Source organism: Synechococcus sp. N26, from assembly GCF_900473975.1.
Classification (GTDB): domain Bacteria; phylum Cyanobacteriota; class Cyanobacteriia; order PCC-6307; family Cyanobiaceae; genus Parasynechococcus.
Map to the genome: position 1 here is coordinate 242957 of NZ_UCNM01000002.1, position 19792 is coordinate 262748.

13 protein-coding genes are annotated in these 19792 nt (G+C 60.7%); 8 read left to right on the plus strand and 5 right to left on the minus strand.

Going from position 1 to position 19792, the window contains the following annotated elements:
- Positions 1 to 75 precede the first annotated feature (75 nt).
- Complete coding sequence (uvrA, locus tag DXY33_RS01300) at positions 76 to 3039, minus strand: excinuclease ABC subunit UvrA (protein WP_115131416.1); 2964 nt, start codon at positions 3037 to 3039, stop codon at positions 76 to 78.
- Between the two features lie 45 nt (positions 3040 to 3084).
- Positions 3085 to 4767, minus strand: coding sequence for a DNA repair protein RecN (recN, locus tag DXY33_RS01305; protein WP_115131417.1), 1683 nt, complete (start codon positions 4765 to 4767; stop codon positions 3085 to 3087).
- Between the two features lie 77 nt (positions 4768 to 4844).
- On the opposite strand from recN, the gene DXY33_RS01310 reads away from it, so the two are divergent.
- The 7 genes from DXY33_RS01310 (at position 4845) to purF (ending at position 14687) form a co-directional block, all read left to right on the plus strand.
- Entirely contained in the window at positions 4845 to 6704 is a 1860-nt protein-coding gene (locus DXY33_RS01310) for an AarF/ABC1/UbiB kinase family protein (protein ID WP_115131418.1), read from the plus strand.
- Positions 6705 to 6728: 24 nt separating this feature from the next.
- On the plus strand, positions 6729 to 7310 hold the full coding sequence (locus DXY33_RS01315) for an alpha/beta hydrolase (protein WP_115131419.1): 582 nt from the start codon (positions 6729 to 6731) through the stop codon (positions 7308 to 7310).
- Between the two features lie 101 nt (positions 7311 to 7411).
- A complete protein-coding gene (gene thrC, locus DXY33_RS01320) occupies positions 7412 to 8470 on the plus strand; it encodes a threonine synthase (RefSeq protein ID WP_115131646.1) in 1059 nt (352 codons plus the stop codon).
- A gap of 436 nt (positions 8471 to 8906) precedes the next feature.
- Entirely contained in the window at positions 8907 to 10064 is a 1158-nt protein-coding gene (gene dnaN / locus DXY33_RS01325; protein WP_115131420.1) for a DNA polymerase III subunit beta, read from the plus strand.
- 1 nt (position 10065) lies between these two features.
- Positions 10066 to 10821 carry an RNA methyltransferase gene (locus DXY33_RS01330; protein ID WP_115131421.1) on the plus strand — a complete coding sequence of 252 codons (756 nt, stop codon included), beginning with the start codon at positions 10066 to 10068 and terminating at the stop codon, positions 10819 to 10821.
- Positions 10822 to 10861: 40 nt separating this feature from the next.
- The gene (gene purL / locus DXY33_RS01335) at positions 10862 to 13168 is read left to right on the plus strand and encodes a phosphoribosylformylglycinamidine synthase subunit PurL (protein WP_115131422.1); all 2307 of its coding nucleotides are present in this window, start codon (positions 10862 to 10864) and stop codon (positions 13166 to 13168) included.
- A gap of 61 nt (positions 13169 to 13229) precedes the next feature.
- Positions 13230 to 14687 carry an amidophosphoribosyltransferase gene (gene purF, locus DXY33_RS01340; RefSeq protein ID WP_115131423.1) on the plus strand — a complete coding sequence of 486 codons (1458 nt, stop codon included), beginning with the start codon at positions 13230 to 13232 and terminating at the stop codon, positions 14685 to 14687.
- Positions 14688 to 14699: 12 nt separating this feature from the next.
- Here purF and DXY33_RS01345 read toward each other — a convergent pair whose 3' ends face one another.
- The 3 genes from DXY33_RS01345 to queG are packed head-to-tail and all read right to left on the minus strand — an operon-like array spanning position 14700 to position 19080.
- Positions 14700 to 17168, minus strand: a complete 2469-nt coding sequence (locus tag DXY33_RS01345) for a DNA topoisomerase (ATP-hydrolyzing) subunit A (RefSeq protein ID WP_115131424.1) — start codon at positions 17166 to 17168, stop codon at positions 14700 to 14702.
- Positions 17169 to 17213: 45 nt separating this feature from the next.
- On the minus strand, positions 17214 to 18077 hold the full coding sequence (locus DXY33_RS01350; protein ID WP_244275803.1) for a tetratricopeptide repeat protein: 864 nt from the start codon (positions 18075 to 18077) through the stop codon (positions 17214 to 17216).
- Positions 18078 to 18114: 37 nt separating this feature from the next.
- Positions 18115 to 19080, minus strand: coding sequence for a tRNA epoxyqueuosine(34) reductase QueG (queG, locus tag DXY33_RS01355; protein WP_115131426.1), 966 nt, complete (start codon positions 19078 to 19080; stop codon positions 18115 to 18117).
- 36 nt (positions 19081 to 19116) lie between these two features.
- On the opposite strand from queG, the gene DXY33_RS01360 reads away from it, so the two are divergent.
- Positions 19117 to 19764, plus strand: a complete 648-nt coding sequence (locus DXY33_RS01360) for an HpsJ family protein (RefSeq protein ID WP_115131427.1) — start codon at positions 19117 to 19119, stop codon at positions 19762 to 19764.
- Positions 19765 to 19792: the final 28 nt, after the last annotated feature.

Consider the following 19792-nt stretch of genomic DNA (forward strand, 5'->3'; position numbering starts at 1 on the left):
CGCTCAAATCAACAAGTCAAGGCTGCCCTGCTCTACAACCCAACCACCCTCAGAGAAGGTTACGGAGCCGTCACCTCAAGCCGCCAAGGGAACGGGCAGTTCGGGTGGATGCTGCTCCAAAACCCTTGCGAGGTAGCGGCCAGTGTGACTGGTGGGGTGCTGGGCGACCTCCTCTGGAGTACCGGTGACCAGGATCTCGCCACCCTTATCGCCGCCTTCGGGCCCGAGATCAATAATCCAGTCGCTGCAACGGATCACATCAAGATTGTGCTCGATGCAGATGATCGAGTTGCCCTTGTCCACCAACCGCTGCATCACATCCATCAGCTTGTGCACGTCGTAGAAGCTGAGGCCGGTGGTGGGCTCATCAATCAGATAAAGGGTCTTGCCAGTGGCCCGCCGTGACAGCTCCGTGGCCAGCTTCACCCGCTGGGCCTCTCCCCCCGAGAGGGTTGGTGCCGGCTGGCCGAGCTTCACGTATCCCAGGCCCACATCCACCAAGGTGCGCAAGCGATCGGCCGCCTGAGGAATCGCATCAAACACCTCAGCGGCCTGCTCCACCGTCATTTGCAGCACATCCGCGATGGTGTGGCCCTTGTATTTCACCTGCAGGGTTTCGCGGTTGAACCGGGCGCCCTTGCAGACGTCGCACTGGACGTACACATCCGGCAGGAAGTTCATCTCAATCACGTTCACGCCCTGACCACGGCAAGCCTCACAGCGGCCACCCTTCACGTTGAAGCTGAACTGACCCACCTGGTAACCGCGAGCCTTGGCCTCCACCGTGGCGGCGAACACCTGACGGATCGGATCAAAGGCACCGGTGTAGGTGGCTGGATTGGAGCGGGGCGTGCGTCCAATCGGGCTCTGGTCGATCACGATCACCTTGTCGATCGACTTCAACCCACGCAGCTCCCCCAGACCCTGCGGAAAAGGCACCTTCAGACCCAGGCCGTTCTCCAGGGCGGGATGCAGAAGCTCATTCACCAGGGTGCTCTTGCCGCTGCCGCTCACTCCGGTGACCGACACCAAACGGCCCAAGGGGAACTCAACCGAAACGTTCTTGAGATTGTTGCGGTTGCAATCGATCAACTTGAGTGAGCGCGAACCGCTCTGGCGGCGTTCGGCCGGCGTTGGAATCGAGCGACGGCCACTCAGGTAGGCGCCGGTGAGGGATTCGCTGCTCGCCACCAGGTCATCGAAACTGCCCTCCGCAACGATGTGGCCCCCATGGACGCCGGCGCCAGGGCCGATGTCCACCACGTGATCGGCAGCACGGATGGTGTCTTCATCGTGTTCCACCACCACCAGAGTGTTTCCGAGATCCCGGAGCCGCACCAGGGTGTTCAGAAGACGGTCGTTGTCCCGCTGATGCAAACCGATGCTCGGCTCATCCAGCACGTACAGCACCCCGGTGAGACCAGCACCGATCTGGGTCGCCAGGCGGATGCGCTGGGCTTCACCACCGGAGAGTGTCATCGCCGGTCGATCCAGGCTCAGATAGTCGAGACCAACATCCAGCAGGAATTTCAGACGCAGGCGGATTTCCCTGAGCACCAGATCACCGATCTGGATCTGACGGGCATTCAGCAAGGGCTCTGAACCCTCGTAGGCGCCCACACCCATCAGTTTTTCGATCCGTTCCAGGGTCTGGCCGACGCTGACGGCCGTGAGTTCTGGAATCCGGTACGGCCCTACCTTCACCGCCAGGGCTTCAGGGCGGAGCCGCTGTCCGCCACAGGCTTCACAGGGAACCAGCTCGAGATACTTCTCCAACTTCTGGCGCTGGGCTTCACCACTGGCATCGCGGAGCTGCCGCTCGAGGATCGGAAGAATGCCTTCGAAGGGCCGGGTGTACCCCCCTTGCCCCTTGCGATAACGGCTGTCGGCCTGGATCAGAATCGGTTCGCGGCTTCCATTGAGCAGCACATCCCGCTGTTCATCCGTAAGTTCATTCCATGGGGTCTTGATCTCAAAGCCGAATGCCTCGCCCACTGAATACAGCAGGGAGAAGTAGTAGCTGTTGTCTTTCTCCGCCCAGGGAGCGACCGCTGAATACACCGGCTGCGTTGGGTCCGGAATGACCCGGTCCACTGTGAACTTGCGCAGATGGCCAATGCCATGGCAAGCCTCACAGGCGCCGTAAGGGCTATTGAACGAAAACAGTCGCGGTGACAGCTCCTCCATCACAGCGCCGTGCACGGGGCAGGCGAAGTTCTCGGAGTAAAGACGCTCCCGCTCAACGCCTTCGGGAAGCTCTTCCCCCTTCTTGGGCACCACCTCCACCAATGCCAGACCATCGCCGCGTTTGAGGGCCGTGCGCAGCGAATCAGTCAGCCGTTCCTGGATTCCCTCACGGGCCACAAGACGATCGACCACCACTTCGATGTTGTGGCTGTGGTTCTTGTCAAGCTCGATGTTGTCGGCCAACTCGCGCACCTCGCCGTCGATGCGCACGCGGGCGAAACCTTCCGCCGCAAGACCGCTGATCAATTTGGTGTGGGTGCCCTTCTTGCCGCGCACCACCGGCGCCAACAACTGATAGCGGGTTCCCTCCGGCAACAGCAGAATCTGATCGACCATTTCGTCGATGCTCTGCGGCTTGATCGAACGGCCACACTTGGGGCAGTGCGGCTCGCCGGCACGGCCGAACAGCAGACGGAGATAGTCCTGAATCTCCGTGACCGTGCCCACAGTGGAACGTGGGTTGTGACTGGTGGATTTCTGATCAATCGAAATCGCCGGAGACAGGCCCTCGATGGCATCAACATCGGGCTTGTCCACCTGCCCCAAAAACTGGCGGGCATAGGCCGAAAGACTTTCGACGTAGCGGCGCTGTCCCTCCGCAAAGATCGTGTCGAAGGCAAGTGAACTCTTGCCGCTGCCGCTCACCCCGGTGAACACCACCAGCTTGTTGCGGGGAATGGTGACGTCGACGTTCTTGAGATTGTGCTGCCGCGCACCCCTCACTCGAATCACATCGTCCTGAGTCGCCAGCGGGCCAGCTGAGTCAGCGATCTTGGCAGCAGCTCGCGCCATCAGGACCCGTTGGAAAGCTCAAGAGCTTAGGAAGAACCGAAGCCTTCAAGCTGTTCGCTGGTCCAGCAGGCTTGCTGCATAGGCATCAGCCTGATCGCCACCAGCGAGGTCTGCCAGCTCCTGGCGGCGTTCCTGAGTGTCCCGCAGTCGGGACACTCGCGAATGGGTGGTGCCGTCTTCCACATGCTTACTCACCCGGAAATGGTGATCGGCCACTGCCGCCACGAGCGGTTGGTGGGTGACGCAGAACACCTGACGCTGACGGGCCAGGGTCTGAAGCAGATCGGCCATCGCTCCACTGACGCGTCCGCTGACGCCGGCATCAATCTCATCGAACAGCAGCGTGCTGGAGCCATCCACAGCGGCAAGGGTGGTCTTGAGCGCGAGCAGAAAACGGGACATCTCACCGCCGGAGGCCACCTCCGTTAGCGGTGCCATCGGTTGGCCGGGATTGGCGGAGAACAGGAATTGAACAGCGTCCGCCCCATGCTCAGCCGGATCACAGGGGGTGAGATCCACCTTGAAGCGCACGTTGGCCAGGCCCATGGGTGGCAACAGCTTCAGCAACGAGGCTCCTAAGGCCTCCGCCGCCTTAAACCGCTCGCGACACAGGGCCGCATTGGCCTGATCACGCGTCTGGCGACGGACGGTCTCGGCCTGTTGCAGGCGGGCGAGATCCGCCGCGAAGCCTTCCGATCCCAAACGATGCAGCAGCTCGTCGCGCCGCTGAATCAAACCGGCCAGATCAAGGCCATAACGGCGCTGCAGCCGTTTTAAAACCGACAGACGCTCCTGAATCCGCTCCAGCTGGTCTGGATCGCTCTCCAGCGCCAGGCCGTATTGATCCAGGGAGCGCAACAAACCGTCCACACCTGCTTCGAGATCCAGCGCCTGATCACGCAGGGGCTCAAGCGAACCATCCAGCTGCGCCATGGCCTGCAGCTCCTGGATGCACGCCGCGAAATGATCTTGCAGAGAAGGCGCCTGATCCACACCGTCGCGGAGACGCCCAAACAGCAAGGCCAAACCCTCCAGCAGCCTCACGCCATGGACGAGGCGGTCTTGATCCTGTTCCAGCCGCTGCTGCTCGTCGGGGTCGTCGAGATCGGCAGCTTGCAGCTGCTCCAGCTGCTCTTCCTGTTCAGCCTGCTCCTGTTCGGAGCGCTGCTGCTCCTGCTCAAGTGCCGTCAGGGCATCTGCAGCCTGGCGCCATTCGGTCCAGGCATCAGCCACCTGAACTTTGAGCTCAGCCAATGCAGATCCACCGAGACGGTCAAGCCAGAGCCGTTGCTGCCCCGCCCGCGACAACAGCTGGGTCTGTCCCTGAACCGTGAGATCAATCAACAGCGGCCTCAGCTCAAGCAACTGCTGACGGTTCACTGTGGAACCATTCAGCCGACAGCGACTGGAATAACGATCACCCTCCTGCCGTTTCCATTCCCGGCTGATCAGAAGCTCCTCTTCGGGATCAAACTCCGCCGCAATCAACCACTGCTCTAGGGCTGGGTTGAGTTGGAAGGCAGCCTCGATCTTGGCGCGATCCGAACCCGTCCGCAGCAGACGAACGCCGCTGGAACCCTGCGCTCCACCCAGCACCGCATCGAGGGCATCAAGAAGGATCGATTTACCGGCGCCGGTCTCGCCGGTGAGCACCGTGAAACCCGAGCTGAACTCCAGTTCAAGACTCTCAATCAGAGCGATGTTCTGCAGCAGCAGACCGGTGAGCACGTCCAGCCCTGTGATGATGCCGACCGTAGCGGCAGCTCGGTTCGTTTAGAAGGGGTGTCTGACATCCCGATGAATTGATGGCGCAGGAGCTCGGGGATTTCATCGAAGCCGCAGGGTTGCTCGAGTACGACCCCGCCGCCATCACACGTATTTATGCCGGCCATCCCCAGCGGCTGATCCGCCGGCTCTGGCAAACCCTCGTACCCATCGGCCTATTGCTGCTGGGCGTCGCCTTCGACTGGATCTTCCAGTTGCTGAAGGATGAGGAACGGGCCCGGGCTCGAGCTCGCGAATGCGCTGAACTTCTCGTGGATCTTGGTCCCGCCTTCATCAAGGCCGGCCAGGCGCTCTCCACACGACCGGACATCGTCCCCCCGCTGCTGCTTGAGGAACTGGCCCAGCTCCAGGACCAACTGCCCGGCTTCGACAGCGGCCTGGCCATGGCCTGCATCGAGGAAGACCTGGGCGCACCAGTGGATGACATTTTCGAGCAGCTGGACCGGGAACCGATCTCAGCCGCCTCCTTGGGTCAAGTGCACAAGGGAACCCTCAAGGGTGGCGCAAAGGTGGCGGTGAAGGTGCAGCGCCCGGGGCTGCGCGAACAGATCACCCTGGATCTGTACATCGTGCGCAACATCGCCGCCTGGTTGAACAGCAACATCGGATTGATCCGCAGCGACCTCGTCGCCCTGATCGATGAACTGGGGCGACGGGTGTTCGAAGAGATGGATTACCTCAACGAGGCCTCGAACGCTGAGACCTTCGCTGAGCTGCATCAACACAACCCTCGCATCGCTGTTCCGACGATTTATCGCAACGCCACCAGTCGCCGGGTGCTGACGATGGAGTGGATCGACGGCGTCAAGCTCACCAACCTTGATGCGGTTCGCGAGCTCGGTGTGGACCCGGACGACATGGTGGAAGTGGGCGTGAACTGCAGCCTTCAACAGTTGCTTGAGCATGGCTTCTTCCATGCCGACCCCCACCCCGGCAATCTCCTGGCTCTGGAGGACGGTCGCCTCTGTTATCTCGACTTCGGGATGATGAGCGAAGTGAGCCGCGAGTCACGCACCGGCTTGATTCAGGCGGTGGTTCATTTGGTGAACCGAAACTTCGGGAAGCTCTCCAAAGACTTCGTCACCCTGGGGTTCCTGGCGGAAGACGTGAACCTGGAACCGATTGTTCCCGCCTTTGAAAAGGTCTTCAGCCAGGCCTTGGAAGCCGGCGTCAACCGCATGGATTTCAAAGCAGTCACCGACGACATGTCCGGTGTGATGTACAAATTCCCCTTCCGGGTGCCGCCTTATTACGCCCTGATCATTCGATCACTGGTCACCCTGGAGGGCATCGCACTGAGTGTCGATCCGAACTTCAAAATCCTCGGTGCTGCCTACCCCTACTTCGCCAGACGGCTGATGGAGGATCCCGATCCCCAGTTGCGTCAGAGCCTTAAGGAGATGCTGTTCGACGGGGACGCATTCCGTTGGACCCGTCTGGAAAATCTGGTGTCCAGCGCTGCGAGCCAGGCACAGCTGGATCTGGAGGCCTTGCTCGATCAACTGCTCGACTTCCTGTTCTCACCCAAGGCAGGACTGCTTCGAGATCAATTGGTGACCGCCACGGTTGATCGGCTGGATGCTCTGGGTTGGTCGACGATGCAACGCCTGGGTCGACGCCTCCCCAAACGACTGCAACCCTCCGCCCTTGCCCAGACACCTCCCGGGCTCTCGGACCCACTGATGCAACTGGAACCGGTGCGGGAGTTGATTCAGGTGTTGCAATCGTTGCCGGGATTCACACCAGAGCTTCTGCTGCGTCGAATGCCAAGGGTGCTCAATGAACCAGACACCCGGCGGATGGGCTTCAAAGTGGCTCAGGGGCTGGCCGAACGGGGAGTTGTCCGCCTGGTGCGGGTCGCCGCTGGAGTTCCGGCCTAACTTCCGGCCAACACCCTCAGTGTGATGCTCCCCAAGCCCTTCACCCGTTCCTCTCTGCTGGCCGTGGCGGCAGGGCTTGGGCTGAGTTTGAGCTGCGTCATGCAACCCCTGCATGCCGCCACGGAGGTCGCCCTGGTGAGTGGTGCCTTCCGCCGCTCCATTCCAGTGAAACAAATCGAACACCTCGCCGAAACCGGGGATGCCACTGGTCTGCTGGAGGACCTACTGGAGCTCTCCGGGCAGGACCCCAACGAGGTGGCGCAGATGCTCAACCAGAGCCTCGAGCTTCCCCTGGTGCTCACAAGCCGTCTGATCAACACACGAATCGGCGAAGCCATCCTGCGTCGTGTCGCACGCATCATTCATCCGATCTACACACCGGAACCTGAGGTGAGTGTTCCGGCGATCCGCGCCGGAGTGATCAGTGGATTGCAGAGCGAAGATGGCCTCACGGCAGTGAGCTTTTTGAAGGGCTACCCCAATGCCGTCATGGCGGTGAATCTTCCGGCTCTGTTTGGAGTGATCGAAAAAGCGGAATCCATCGCCGGTCTGGTGCAGTTTTTCTCCGACTCCCCCTTGGACGGATTGAAGGAAGCGCGACCCTGACCAAGCCCTGAACGGACGCCGCCTAGATTCCGGCAATCCCCCCATCCCAGCCGGTGTCCCTGTTTCAGAACCTCCGTCGGCGTTTCACTGCCACCCCTGTGATGCAGGACTGGCCTGGACTGATTGAGGCCTATCGCAGCTGGCTGCCCGTCAGCGATGCGACGCCCGTGATCAGCCTGCGTGAAGGCGCGACCCCTCTGATCCCCGTGCCATCGGTTGCGGAACAGATCGGCAAGGGGGTGAAGGTGTTCGTGAAATACGACGGCCTGAACCCCACAGGTTCCTTCAAGGACCGGGGCATGACCATGGCCATCAGCAAAGCCAAGGAAGCCGGTTGTGAAGCGGTGATTTGTGCCAGCACGGGCAACACCAGTGCTGCGGCTGCGGCCTACGCCAGGCGGGGTGGGATGCGTGCCTTCGTCTTGATCCCGGATGGCTATGTCGCCCAGGGAAAACTGGCTCAGGCGTTGGTGTACGGCGCTGAGGTGTTGGCAATCCGCGGCAACTTCGACCGCGCCCTCGACATCGTTCGGGAAGCGGCCGAGAAGTATCCCGTCACCCTCGTGAACTCGGTGAATCCCTACCGGCTGCAGGGCCAGAAAACGGCGGCCTTCGAAATCGTGGATGCCCTCGGTGATGCACCCGACTGGCTGTGCATTCCCATGGGCAACGCCGGAAACATCACCGCCTATTGGATGGGTTTCCAGGAATATCAACAGGCCGGCCGGAGCCGCAGCCTGCCCCGAATGATGGGATTCCAGGCCAGCGGATCCGCCCCACTGGTGAACAACACCACGGTGACGGACCCCGAAACCATCGCCACCGCCATCCGCATTGGCAACCCGGTCAACCGAGCCAAAGCCCTGGCAGCACGCGAAGCCAGCAATGGCGCGTTCCTGGATGTGACCGACGCGGAGATCATCGCGGCCTACAAGCTTCTAGGCGGCCAGGAGGGAATCTTCTGTGAACCCGCCAGTGCTGCCTCTGTGGCAGGCCTGCTCAAACGCAAAGATGAAGTGCCAGCCGGCGCCACGGTGGTCTGCGTTCTGACCGGAAACGGCCTCAAGGATCCCGATTGCGCCATCAGCAACAACGACGCCGCCTTCCACACCGACCTCAATCCTGATCTGGGCACCGTCGCCAGTGTGATGGGCTTCTGACACACCGCCTTGCATCAACGCACTTCTGCCCCCGTCAGGGGGCTTTTTTGTGGCCGCAAGACAAAACCAACCGACAAAGCGGCTGCGGAAGACGCCCGAAAACCATCCCAACACGCTGTGGAAAACAGGCGGGAACTATCCACTCGTTTGTCGCGCGAGTTTTCCACCCGCTGTGAAGAGGTGGAAAACGAAGCCTCACTCCCCGTCCTGTGAAAAATTCTCCTCAGCCCTGGCTCATCGAGAACTGTGATGAACACTGGTTTCTGAGGTTCTTTCCCCCTTTTCCCCAGGCCCTACGACTGCTGTTTTTGTTTTTTATTTTTTAAATCCATAAGAACTAAACAGCCGAACAGAGGCTCCCGAACCGTTGGCCATTGCACTTCCCCTCAGCCTGTGAAACCGTGGGACACCTCAGCGCGCGCAGGTCTTCAGGACGATGAAGGTGGTCTGTTCACAGTCCGAACTGAATAGCGCTCTGCAATTGGTGAGCCGTGCAGTTGCCACACGCCCCACGCACCCGGTTTTGGCCAATGTCTTGCTCACAGCCGATGCCGGCAGCAACCGCCTCAGCCTGACCGGTTTTGACCTGAGCCTGGGAATTCAGACGTCCCTCGCCGCCAGTGTGGAAACCAGCGGGGCCATCACACTGCCGGCCCGGCTGCTGGGAGAGATCGTGTCGCGCTTGTCCAGCGATTCTCCGGTCACCCTCGCCGTAGACGATTCCGGTGAGCAGGTTCAGCTCACCAGCCTTAGCGGTAGCTATCAGATGCGCGGCATGAGCGCTGACGACTATCCCGATCTTCCGATGGTGGAGAGCGGCATGACGCTCAAGCTGCAACCTGAACGGTTGGTGCAGGCCCTCAAAGGCACTCTGTTTGCCAGCAGTGCTGATGAAGCGAAGCAACTGCTCACCGGCGTGCATCTCAAGTTCAACCAGCGGGCTCTGGAAGCGGCTGCCACCGATGGTCACCGCCTTGCCGTGCTCAATGTTGAGGATGCCCTGCAGGATGCGGCCTTGACCGATGCGGTGGACGACGAGGGGTTCGCCGTGACGCTTCCATCGCGCTCACTGCGGGAAGTAGAGCGGCTGATGGCGTCCTGGCGGTCCGATGAACCGGTCAGTTTGTTCTGTGATCGCGGCCAAGTGGTGTTTCTAGCGGCCGATCAAATGGTCACCAGCCGCACCTTGGAAGGCACCTATCCCAATTACGGCCAGCTGATCCCCGATGGTTTCACCCGCACCTTTGGAATGGACCGTCGCGCCCTGATCGCTGCTTTGGAGCGGATTGCTGTTCTCGCTGATCAACACAACAACGTTGTGAAATTCAGCAGTCAGCCCGAGGACGGTGTTGTCCAGATCAGTGCTGATGCGCAGGATGTGGGCAGTGGCTCTGAATCGCTTCCCTCCAACTTGGAGGGTGACGCCATGCAGATCGCCTTCAATGTTCGCTATCTGCTGGATGGCCTGAAAGCCATGGGCTCTGATCGGATTGTTCTGCATTGCAACGCGCCCACCACGCCGGCTGTGCTCCGTTCCGAGGAAGCGTCCGAAGCCTTCACCTATCTGGTGATGCCTGTTCAGATTCGTTCCTGATGTGTCGCTACCAGATCAGCTGCTCCTCAGTGATCTTCTGAGTCATACGGTTCGTTGTGATCTGGGTCTGGATCACGGGCCTGGGGTCATGGCCTGGATGCATCCGCCGGTGCATCGTCTTCTGGGCTGGGTCAGCCGTCCATCAGCCCTGCGCATGTCACGGGATGTCTGGCGTTTGAACCAGTGTTGTGGTTTGAGCGATCAACAGGTGTTTGTCCGTGGCGAGCCGGCAGTCACCGATCAGGTGACCCTGGAGCGCTTGCCCACGCTGATGGATGCAGCCTTGCTGGACCGTGACGGTGAGCGGATCGGCAGCGTTGTGGACCTTGATTTTCGACCTGCCGATGGCGCGATTCTTCACTACCTGATCGCCCGCAGCGACCCGCGGTTGCCGGGGAGTTCCCGATGGCGTTTGGCTCCCGATCGCATCCTTGATCAACAACCGGGTCAGATCCAAACCGGCCTGATGGGATTGGACGATCTGCCCATGGCCCGCGCCAGCGTTCGGCACGATCTGCTCCAACGCACCCAACACTGGCGGGACCAGTTGCGTTCCATGGGTGATCGGGCCAGCGATCGCCTGGAGGGTTGGTTGGACGACTCGCCCATCGATGAGCTGCGATCGGAAAGCGTGCGCTTCAGATCCGACGACGAGGACGAACCAAGAGAGGTGTCTGGACCTGAAGTCTGGGACGACGAAAGCTGGGATGAGCCCCCCTCTCGCCGCCGTCGCGAGGACGAAGATCCCTGGGTCTGACGGGCGGTCGGCAACACTGGGGGGAGGTGCTCCGCGATTCGTGGTTTCCTCCCCTGCGTACGACATAGCTGCAGCCTTGAAGCAGGAAGGGCTCAAGCCCAGTGACTGGGATGAGATCTGTCGGCGTCTCGGCCGCGAGCCGAATCGAGCCGAACTGGGCATGTTCGGCGTGATGTGGTCCGAACACTGCTGTTATCGCAATTCCCGGCCTTTGCTGAGTGGCTTCCCCACGGAGGGACCACGCATCCTTGTGGGACCCGGCGAAAACGCTGGTGTGGTGGATCTCGGTGGGGGCCATCGGTTGGCCTTCAAGATCGAAAGCCACAACCACCCCTCCGCCGTCGAACCCTTTCAGGGGGCGGCCACAGGGGTTGGCGGCATCCTGCGTGACATCTTCACGATGGGGGCCCGTCCGATCGCGCTGCTGAACGCTCTGCGCTTCGGCCCTCTTGAGGATCCTGCCAACGTTGGCCTGATGGAAGGCGTTGTGGCCGGCATTGCCCATTACGGCAACTGCGTTGGGGTGCCGACGGTGGGTGGCGAGGTGGCTTTTGATCCCTCCTATTCCGGCAATCCGCTGGTGAATGCCATGGCCCTTGGCCTGATGGAGACCGAGGAGATCGTCAAATCCGGTGCGATCGGCGTCGGCAATCCTGTGGTGTATGTGGGCAGCACCACCGGTCGGGACGGCATGGGGGGAGCCAGCTTTGCCAGTGCTGAGCTCAGTGCAGATTCCTTGGATGATCGTCCTGCCGTGCAAGTGGGCGATCCGTTTTTGGAGAAAGGGCTGATCGAAGCCTGCCTTGAGGCCTTCGCCAGTGGTGATGTGGTGGCAGCGCAGGATATGGGCGCCGCTGGTCTCACCTGCAGCTGTTCGGAAATGGCTGCCAAAGGGGGCCTGGGGGTGGAACTGGATCTGGACCGTGTTCCGGCCCGTGAAACCGGGATGACGGCTTACGAGTTCCTGTTGTCGGAATCCCAGGAACGGATGTTGTTCGTGGTGAAGGCCGGTCGGGAGGACGCCTTGATGCAGCGCTTCCGTCGCTGGGGCTTGCAGGCGGCGGTTGTGGGCAAGGTGCTTCAGGAACCGATTGTGCGGGTGTTGCATCACGGTGCCGTCGCCGCTGAGGTGCCGGCCACGGCTCTTGCCGACGACACCCCAATCGAAAAACATGCCCTATTGCAGGAGCCCCCGGCAGACCTTCAGGCGCTCTGGAGCTGGACCGAGCAGGAGCTTCCGGAGCTGAGTGATGCAGCGGCAGCCCTGCTTCAGCTTCTGGATGACCCCACCATTGCGAGCAAGCAGTGGGTTCACCGTCAGTACGACCAGCAGGTGTTGGCCAACACGGTGGTCTCGTCTGGAGCCGCTGATGCCGCCGTGGTGCGGTTGAGACCTCAGCAAGGCGATGGATCCATGGCCGCATCCAATCGTGGTGTTGCTGCCACGGTGGACTGCCCCAACCGTTGGGTTGCCCTGGATCCCGAACGCGGCGCTCAGGCGGCCGTTGCCGAAGCGGCACGCAACCTGAGTTGTGTGGGGGCGGAGCCCCTGGCGGTGACCGACAACCTCAATTTCCCGTCACCGGAAACACCCAAGGGCTTCTGGCAGCTGGCCATGGCCTGCCGCGGGATCTCCGATGCCTGCCGTGCCCTCAACACTCCCGTTACTGGAGGCAATGTCTCGCTCTACAACGAGACCAAACAGGACGACGGCACGATGCAACCGATCCACCCCACGCCGGTGATCGGCATGGTTGGTGGTGTGGATGACATCAGCCGTGTGACTGGCTTGGCCTGGCAACAGCCCGGCGATGCGATCTTCCTCATCGGTGTTCCCCCGGAGGATGGTGCCGATCCCAGCCTTGGTTTGGCCGGCAGTGCCTATCAGCAGCAGACCCTTGGCTCCTTGGCCGGACGACCGCCCAAGCCCGATCTTGCCCTCGAAGCAGCGGTGGGGCATTTGGTGCGTGAGGCCATTGCTCAAGGTTTGTTGGCCTCAGCTCACGATTGCAGTGATGGAGGCTTGGCCGTGGCGTTGGCCGAATCCTGCATCGCTTCTGATCTGGGTATCAGCGTGACCTTGTCCACAGGCTCAGCGCGCCTGGAGCGGGTTCTGTTCGCCGAAGGTGGCAGCCGGGTGATTGTGTCGGTGAATGCAGCATCCCTCCCTGCATGGGAGCAGTTGAGCGGATCCAAGCCAGCGCTTTACGTCACCCAGCTGGGCAGTGTGACGGCGGAGCCTCGATTGGTGATCCGATCCGAATCAGCCGTTCAGCTTGATCTTGAGGTGCAACGCTGTGCTGCTGTTTTCCGTGATGCGTTGCCCCGACGGATGCATTCGGAGTGATTGAGTCAGGCGTTGCCTGACGGTCGTTTCTCTTCCTTATCTCTCTGACTTCGGATTCATCATGTGCGGCATTATCGGAATGTTCTGTGTTGACTCGGTCAACCAACAGATCTACGACAATCTGCTTCTGCTTCAGCACCGCGGTCAGGACTCGGCAGGGATTGTCACGATGGACAATCACACCTTCCACGTGCACAAACAAAGGGGACGTGTGCGTGAAGCCTTTCGCACAAGAGACATGCGAAAGCTGCTTGGCAATGCCGGGATCGGTCACGTTCGTTATGCCACCCGTGGAGCTGCTGCGTCAGAAGAGGAAGTTCAGCCGTTTTATGTAAATGCCCCCTATGGCATCACTTTCGTTCACAACGGCAATCTCACCAACACCCTTCAGCTTGAGCAGGATCTGTTCAAGATTGATCGTCGTCACACCAATTCCACCAGCGATACGGAGATGCTGGTCAATGTGTTGGCCACGGAGATTCAATCTCAACTGACAGGACGTGATTTAACACCGAATCAGTTGTTTGATGCGGTGGCGTCACTCCATCACCGCGTTCAGGGCTCCTACGCGGCGATTGCTTTGATTGCGGGCCACGGAATGCTGGCCTTCCGGGATCCCTATGGAATTCGTCCCCTGATTCTCGGCAGGCGGTTGTCCGACCAGGGTCGTGAGGAGTGGATTGTCGCCAGCGAATCGCTTGTGATTGAAAACAGTGGTTACGAGATCATTCGCGATGTTGATCCCGGCGAGGCGGTGTTCATCGACGCTGATTCGAACTTGCACCAGCGTCAGTGTGCTGAGTCTCCTCGTTTGATTCCCTGTGCTTTTGAGTACGTTTATTTGGCGCGGCCGGATTCCGTTATGAACGGCATATCGGTGTACGAGTCGCGTCTACGGATGGGTGATCGTCTGGCTCAAACTATCGCTGAAACATTGCCTGCTGGTGATATTGATGTTGTGATGCCGATTCCTGATTCAGCAAGACCTTCGGCGATGCAGGTGGCCAAGCAATTGGGTCTTGAGTATCGAGAAGGGTTTTACAAAAACCGCTATGTCGGCCGCACCTTCATCATGCCGGGTCAAGCTGAAAGGAAGAAGTCAGTGAGGCAGAAGCTTAATGCTCTCGGAACTGAATTCGCCGGGAAGAATGTTCTGATTGTCGATGATTCTATTGTTCGTGGAACAACATCCCGCGAGATTGTTCAGATGGCACGCAGCGCTGGTGCAAACAAGGTGACATTCACCTCGGCTGCTCCACCGGTTCGCTATCCCAATGTTTATGGGATCAACATGCCAACCCGGGCGGAACTCCTTGCCCACGGCCGAACCAGTCAGCAGATCTCAGATGTTCTCGGGGCCGATCATGTTGTTTATCAGACCGTTGAGAACCTGTTGGAAAGCATTGTGGAGAACACTGAGATCAAGGATCTCGAGATGTCTTGTTTCGACGGCCACTATGTGACCGGTGGAATCGATGAAGATTATTTCCAGTGGTTGGAGCAGAATTGCCGCTCCTGATCGGATCGGGGCTTAGGGATTCGGTTGAATGGCGTTGATCACATCAACGATGGCCTCTCCCTTCTGAAGAGACGCCTGTTCCGTGGGTTTGTCTCCGGGTTTTGAGATCTTGATGTTGTCCGCATCCAGGCGCCCGTGACGATCCTTGCTGGTGCGTACACCAACAAGACCGGGTCCAGTGCTGATGCCCACCAGGCGATCAGATTCCGCATCAATCTGCACCGCCATGCTACCGAGATCGCCCCGCTGGTTGTAGCGCAGGCCTGAACAGTCGATTCGCCCGATCATTCCCTGCCTGGTGATCAGCATCAGTGGTGCCTGTTCCGTGCAGACGGCTCCAACGATCTGTTCCCCGGGGAGCAATCGCATGGTCATGGGTCCCTGTGCCAATCGACCCATCAACGGAAGTGAATCTTCAGTGACTCGCAGTCGTAGAAGGCGACCGATGTCGCTGATCAGCACCAGTGTTCCCTGATCGCGGCAGATCACTGCACTGTTGAGCTCGACTCCTTCTTTCAACTTGAGAACGCTGGTGGCTCGACCGGAAAGGTCCACCACGTCGCTGAGGGGGAGCCGCTTAAAGCGTCCATCGCTGCTGAGCAAGCCCAGACTCAGGTCCTCGATGTTCTGGCTGGGCAGCGACAGCAGCGAAACGATGGGGTCCCCGTCGAGGCCCGTGGGTAGGAATCGGTCAATCGGGCCGGGTTGCTGTCCAGCAAATTCCCAGCGCACCTGGGCGATGCGTCCTCCCGCACTCACCGCCAACAGTCGTGGTGGTGGCTCGATTGGAAGGATCACCCGTGCCGGAGATGGTGCATCACCAATGGGGCAAGGATCATTGAGGTGCAGTCGGCCCAGCACCTGGGGGGTGACGATCTTCACTTGGCCATCGGCCTGGATCAGCACCCGACCATCTCCGGGCAGTGCAGCCAGGGCCTGCTGACGCAGCAGTTCCGTGTTCGGCCGTTGGCTGGCCGCCCGTTCGGCCATCAGGGCATCACCGCCCTCCACCAGACGGGTTCGACGCGGTGTGCTGAAGCGTTTTTTCAACGCCTTGAGCTCTGTCACCATCGCGTCCAGCAGCTGATCCCGGTTGTCTAGGAGCAACTTCAGGCGTTGACGTTCCGCTCGAAGCTCATCCAGCTCCTGGCGCAGGCTTTCCTGTTCGAGTCCGGTCAGGCGCCTCAGGGGCATGGCTAACACCGCATCCGCCTGCCGTTCGCTGAGGTCGAGGCGCACCATCAGGCTGGCGCGGGCTGAGGCGGCGTCATTCGCCTCCTGGATCATGGCGATCACAGCCTGAAGATTGTTCAGGGCTGTGATCAGTCCTTCCACCACCTCAAGCCGGTCTTCGGTCTTGCGCAGGGCATGACTGGTGCGCCGGATCAGGGTCAGTTCCCTGAAATCGAGGAAGGTCTGCAGCAGTTGGCGCAGCGACAGTTGCTGGGGTTGTCCATCCACCAGGGCGAGAAGGATGGCTCCGAAGTTGCTCTGCAGTGCCGTTCGCCGTTGCAGATCCTTCAGCACCTTCTCCGGATCTGCATCGCGACGCAGCTCCACCACCACACGCATGCCTTCGCGATCGCTTTCATCGCGGATGTCTGCAATTCCGCCGATTTTTCCGTCGTTGACGGACTCCGCCAGTTTTTCGATCCAGCCGGCCTTGCTGAGCTGGTACGGCAATTCGGTGACGACCACGGCATTGCGTTTGTGGCGTCCTTTGCCCGGTTGCACCTCTTCGGTGTGGGCTACGCCGCGCATCGGGATGCTGCCGCGTCCATGCAGGTAGGTGTCCCGCAGGCCCGAGCTGATCAGCACTTCACCGCCTGTGGGGAAGTCGGGACCTGGGATCAGCTCCAGCAGTTTTTCGTCACTCAGCTCCGGTTTGCGGATCAGGGCGATCAGGCCATCCACCACCTCTCCCAGGTTGTGCGGGGGAATGCTGGTGGCCATGCCAACGGCGATGCCGGAGCAGCCGTTCAGCAGCAGGAAGGGAAGCTGGGCTGGAAGAACGGTGGGTTCCTGTTGGGACCCATCGAAGTTCGGTGCGAAATCAACCGTGTCCTCACCGATCTCCTCCAGCATCGCCTGGTGAGAGATCGGCGCCAGGCGGGTTTCGGTGTACCGCATGGCCGCCGGTGGGTCGTCATCCACCGAGCCGAAATTGCCATGGCCGTCGAGCAGTGGATGACGGCTGGAGAAGCTCTGAACAAGCCGCACCAAGGCGTCGTAAACGGCCTGATCACCGTGGGGGTGATATTTGCCGAGGACGTCACCGACAACCCTCGCGCATTTCCGATAGGGACGGTCTGGGGTGAGCCCCAGTTCCTGCATCGCGTACAGAATCCGCCGCTGGACGGGTTTGAGACCATCGCGGGCATCGGGCAACGCCCGACCCACGATCACGCTCATCGCGTATTCGAGGTAGGAGCGCTGCATCTCCTGATGCAGGGCGATCGGTTCAACGCGCTCCTCAGCCATTCGGTCTGTCGCTCTCCGACCGGAAGGCGCTCAGCCTACAGATGATCACTGGCTTTTCTTCCACGTTGCGTTGGCTTGGGCTCGTTCCACGCTGTTGGTGAGCTGCGGCTCGCTCAGCAATTCTGCCGTCGCCTCACGGATGCGCACACCCCAAAGCTGTTCGGCTTGATGCAGGGGCAGAACGTAGTTGGGGTTCTTGGCCAATGCTGTGGATGCCAGCTGGATCGCCTCGGTCTGCTCACCCTGTTGATGCAGCGCTGCGGCCAGGGCCAGCATCGGTTCTGCGTTGGTCTCCAGCTTCAACACCCGGCGCCAACGCCGCACGGCTTCCTGCCGCTGGCCCATCTCAAAAAGCACCAGGGCCTGGTTGTTCAGGGCTTCCCAGAACTCCGGCTTCAGGGCCGTGGCTTGTTCGAACGACTTCAGGGCCAGAGGGAGTTCGCCCTGCATGATCCTGGCGTTGCCGAGGTCGAAATAGGCCGAAGCGTTGTTCGGATCCAATTGGAGTCCGCGGGTAATCAAGGGAACGGCATCGTCCGGTCGCTCTGCCCGCAGGGCGATCGCTGCTTCGGCGAACCACAAGCCGGCTTTTTCAGGATTCAGCTGCTTGGCCCGGGCCAGAGATCGGCTTGCGTCCTTGAGGTCGTTGTTGCGCAGTTGAGCTTCCGCAAGGATCGACCAGAACCGTTCGTCATTGGGGTTGAGCCGCACCGCCAGAGCCGCCAGTCGTGCTGCGTCCTTGGCCTGCCCCAGCTGAAGCAGCTGTGCAGCGGTCCGACCGATGCCGATCGATGAGCCCTTGAGTTCCGCTTCGGTGGGCAGATAGACGTAGGGGATCAGGGCGTTGGCTGCCGGGGCGCCGAACCAACCCCCCAGAACGACCAGTGCAGCCGCCAGCGTTCGACGCAAGCCAATTCGACGCAGCACTGGAGCGAGGGTGGAGTCGCTAAAGCGTAGGCGTGGGATCCGGTTGTGCTGCAGCGGCGTTGCGACGCCACATCCAGGGTTTGATCCGTCGCAACGCAGATCCCCGCAGGTTTTGGTCCCAGACGCTGTCGTCCCAGCTCTGGATCTGCTCCTTTTGCAGATTCAGTAGCCATGGGCGTGGCTGCACCTCGGGATCACTGCTTTGGGGCAAGCTTCGGTGGTTCCAGGGGCAGACGTCCTGGCAGATGTCACAGCCCGCCACCCACGCTCCAAGGGCGGCGCGAATGTTTTCCGGTAAGTCGTCCTCACGATTTTCGATCGTGTGAAAGGCCAAGCAACGCCTTGCATCCACCACAAAAGGTTCACGGATCGCATGCGTGGGGCAGGCATCGATGCAGGCGCTGCAGCGTCCACAGAGGCTGCGGGCTGGTGGGTCGGCGTTCAAGGGCTCCGTTGTCAGCAGATGGCCGATCACCATCCAGGAGCCCCGTTCGGGGTGAATCAGGTTGCTGTGTTTGCCGATCCAGCCCAGGCCGGCTTCCTCAGCCCAGGCCTTGTCCAGCAGCGGTGTGGCGTCAACACAGGCGCGCCAACCGCAGTCGGGCCGTTGTTCCGAAAGCCAGCGACCGATCCGTCGCAGCCGTTGATCCACAACCCGGTGATAGTCACGCCCCCAGCCGTAACGGGCGACTTTGAGGGAGCCGGGGGAGGGTTCAGCGTCGACGTAATAGTTGAGGCCAACGGCGAGAAGGCTGTTGGCTCCGTCCAACAGCAGCCTGGGGTCTCGCCGACGGGGGGCGGCCATCCAGGCCATGTCAGCTTGATGACCATTGTCCAACCAGCGCTGCAGAGCTTTGGTGCGCAGCTGCAGCCGAGGACTTCCCGGGATTCTGGCAATGCCAACGGGATTGAACCCTTCCTCAGCGGCGCGGCGCTTCAGAGCCTTGCTTAAACGAGTTTGTTGATCGGTGACATGCCCTTGCATCGACCTTAAGGTTGGGCGCTTATCAGCATCTTCTCTGTGACCGGCACTGAGACAGGACGGCTTGCTCCCTTGCTGCGCTGGCTTGGTTTGACCCTCGTGGTGATCCTCGTCCTGCAGATGCTGGCTGTTCTTGTCGGTGTCGACTGGGGTGCGGATGCTCCACGCCCGCAGGTCACCGGACCGCTTGTGGCCCTTGCTCCTCTGGGATTTGCCGGTTTGTTGATCTGCCTGATCGGATCACGGCTGGATCACCCCCATCAGCAGCGCACTCCTTTGCGTCTGCTGATCGCCGTCCTTTCAGCGCTGTTGGCCCTCGGCATGGTGATTGCCGTGCCCATGTCCCTGGATGGGGGTGCGGGTGACGTGGCCCGTCAGCGCAATCTGGATCAGGGCCGCGAAGCGCTGAAGGATGCTCGAGCCTTCCGAGCCGATGCAGCGCAGGTCACCTCCCTTGGTGAGCAGCTGGCCCAGGCCGGTCAACTCGCTGCCGATGCCACCGAGGACGACAAGCTGCGGGCGGCACAAAAGATGGTGGACGATCAGATCGCCCAGATGGAGACCCAGCTCAAGACCGTTGAGGCTGGCCAGGCCCGTGAATCCCAGCAGAGGTTCATCGGTGGAACCATCACGGCTGTGGTTCTTGCGATTGCCTTTGCGCTCCTTGCGTTCACGGCAGTGCTCTGACCGCTGGTTAGGTTAGGCAGACTTCACT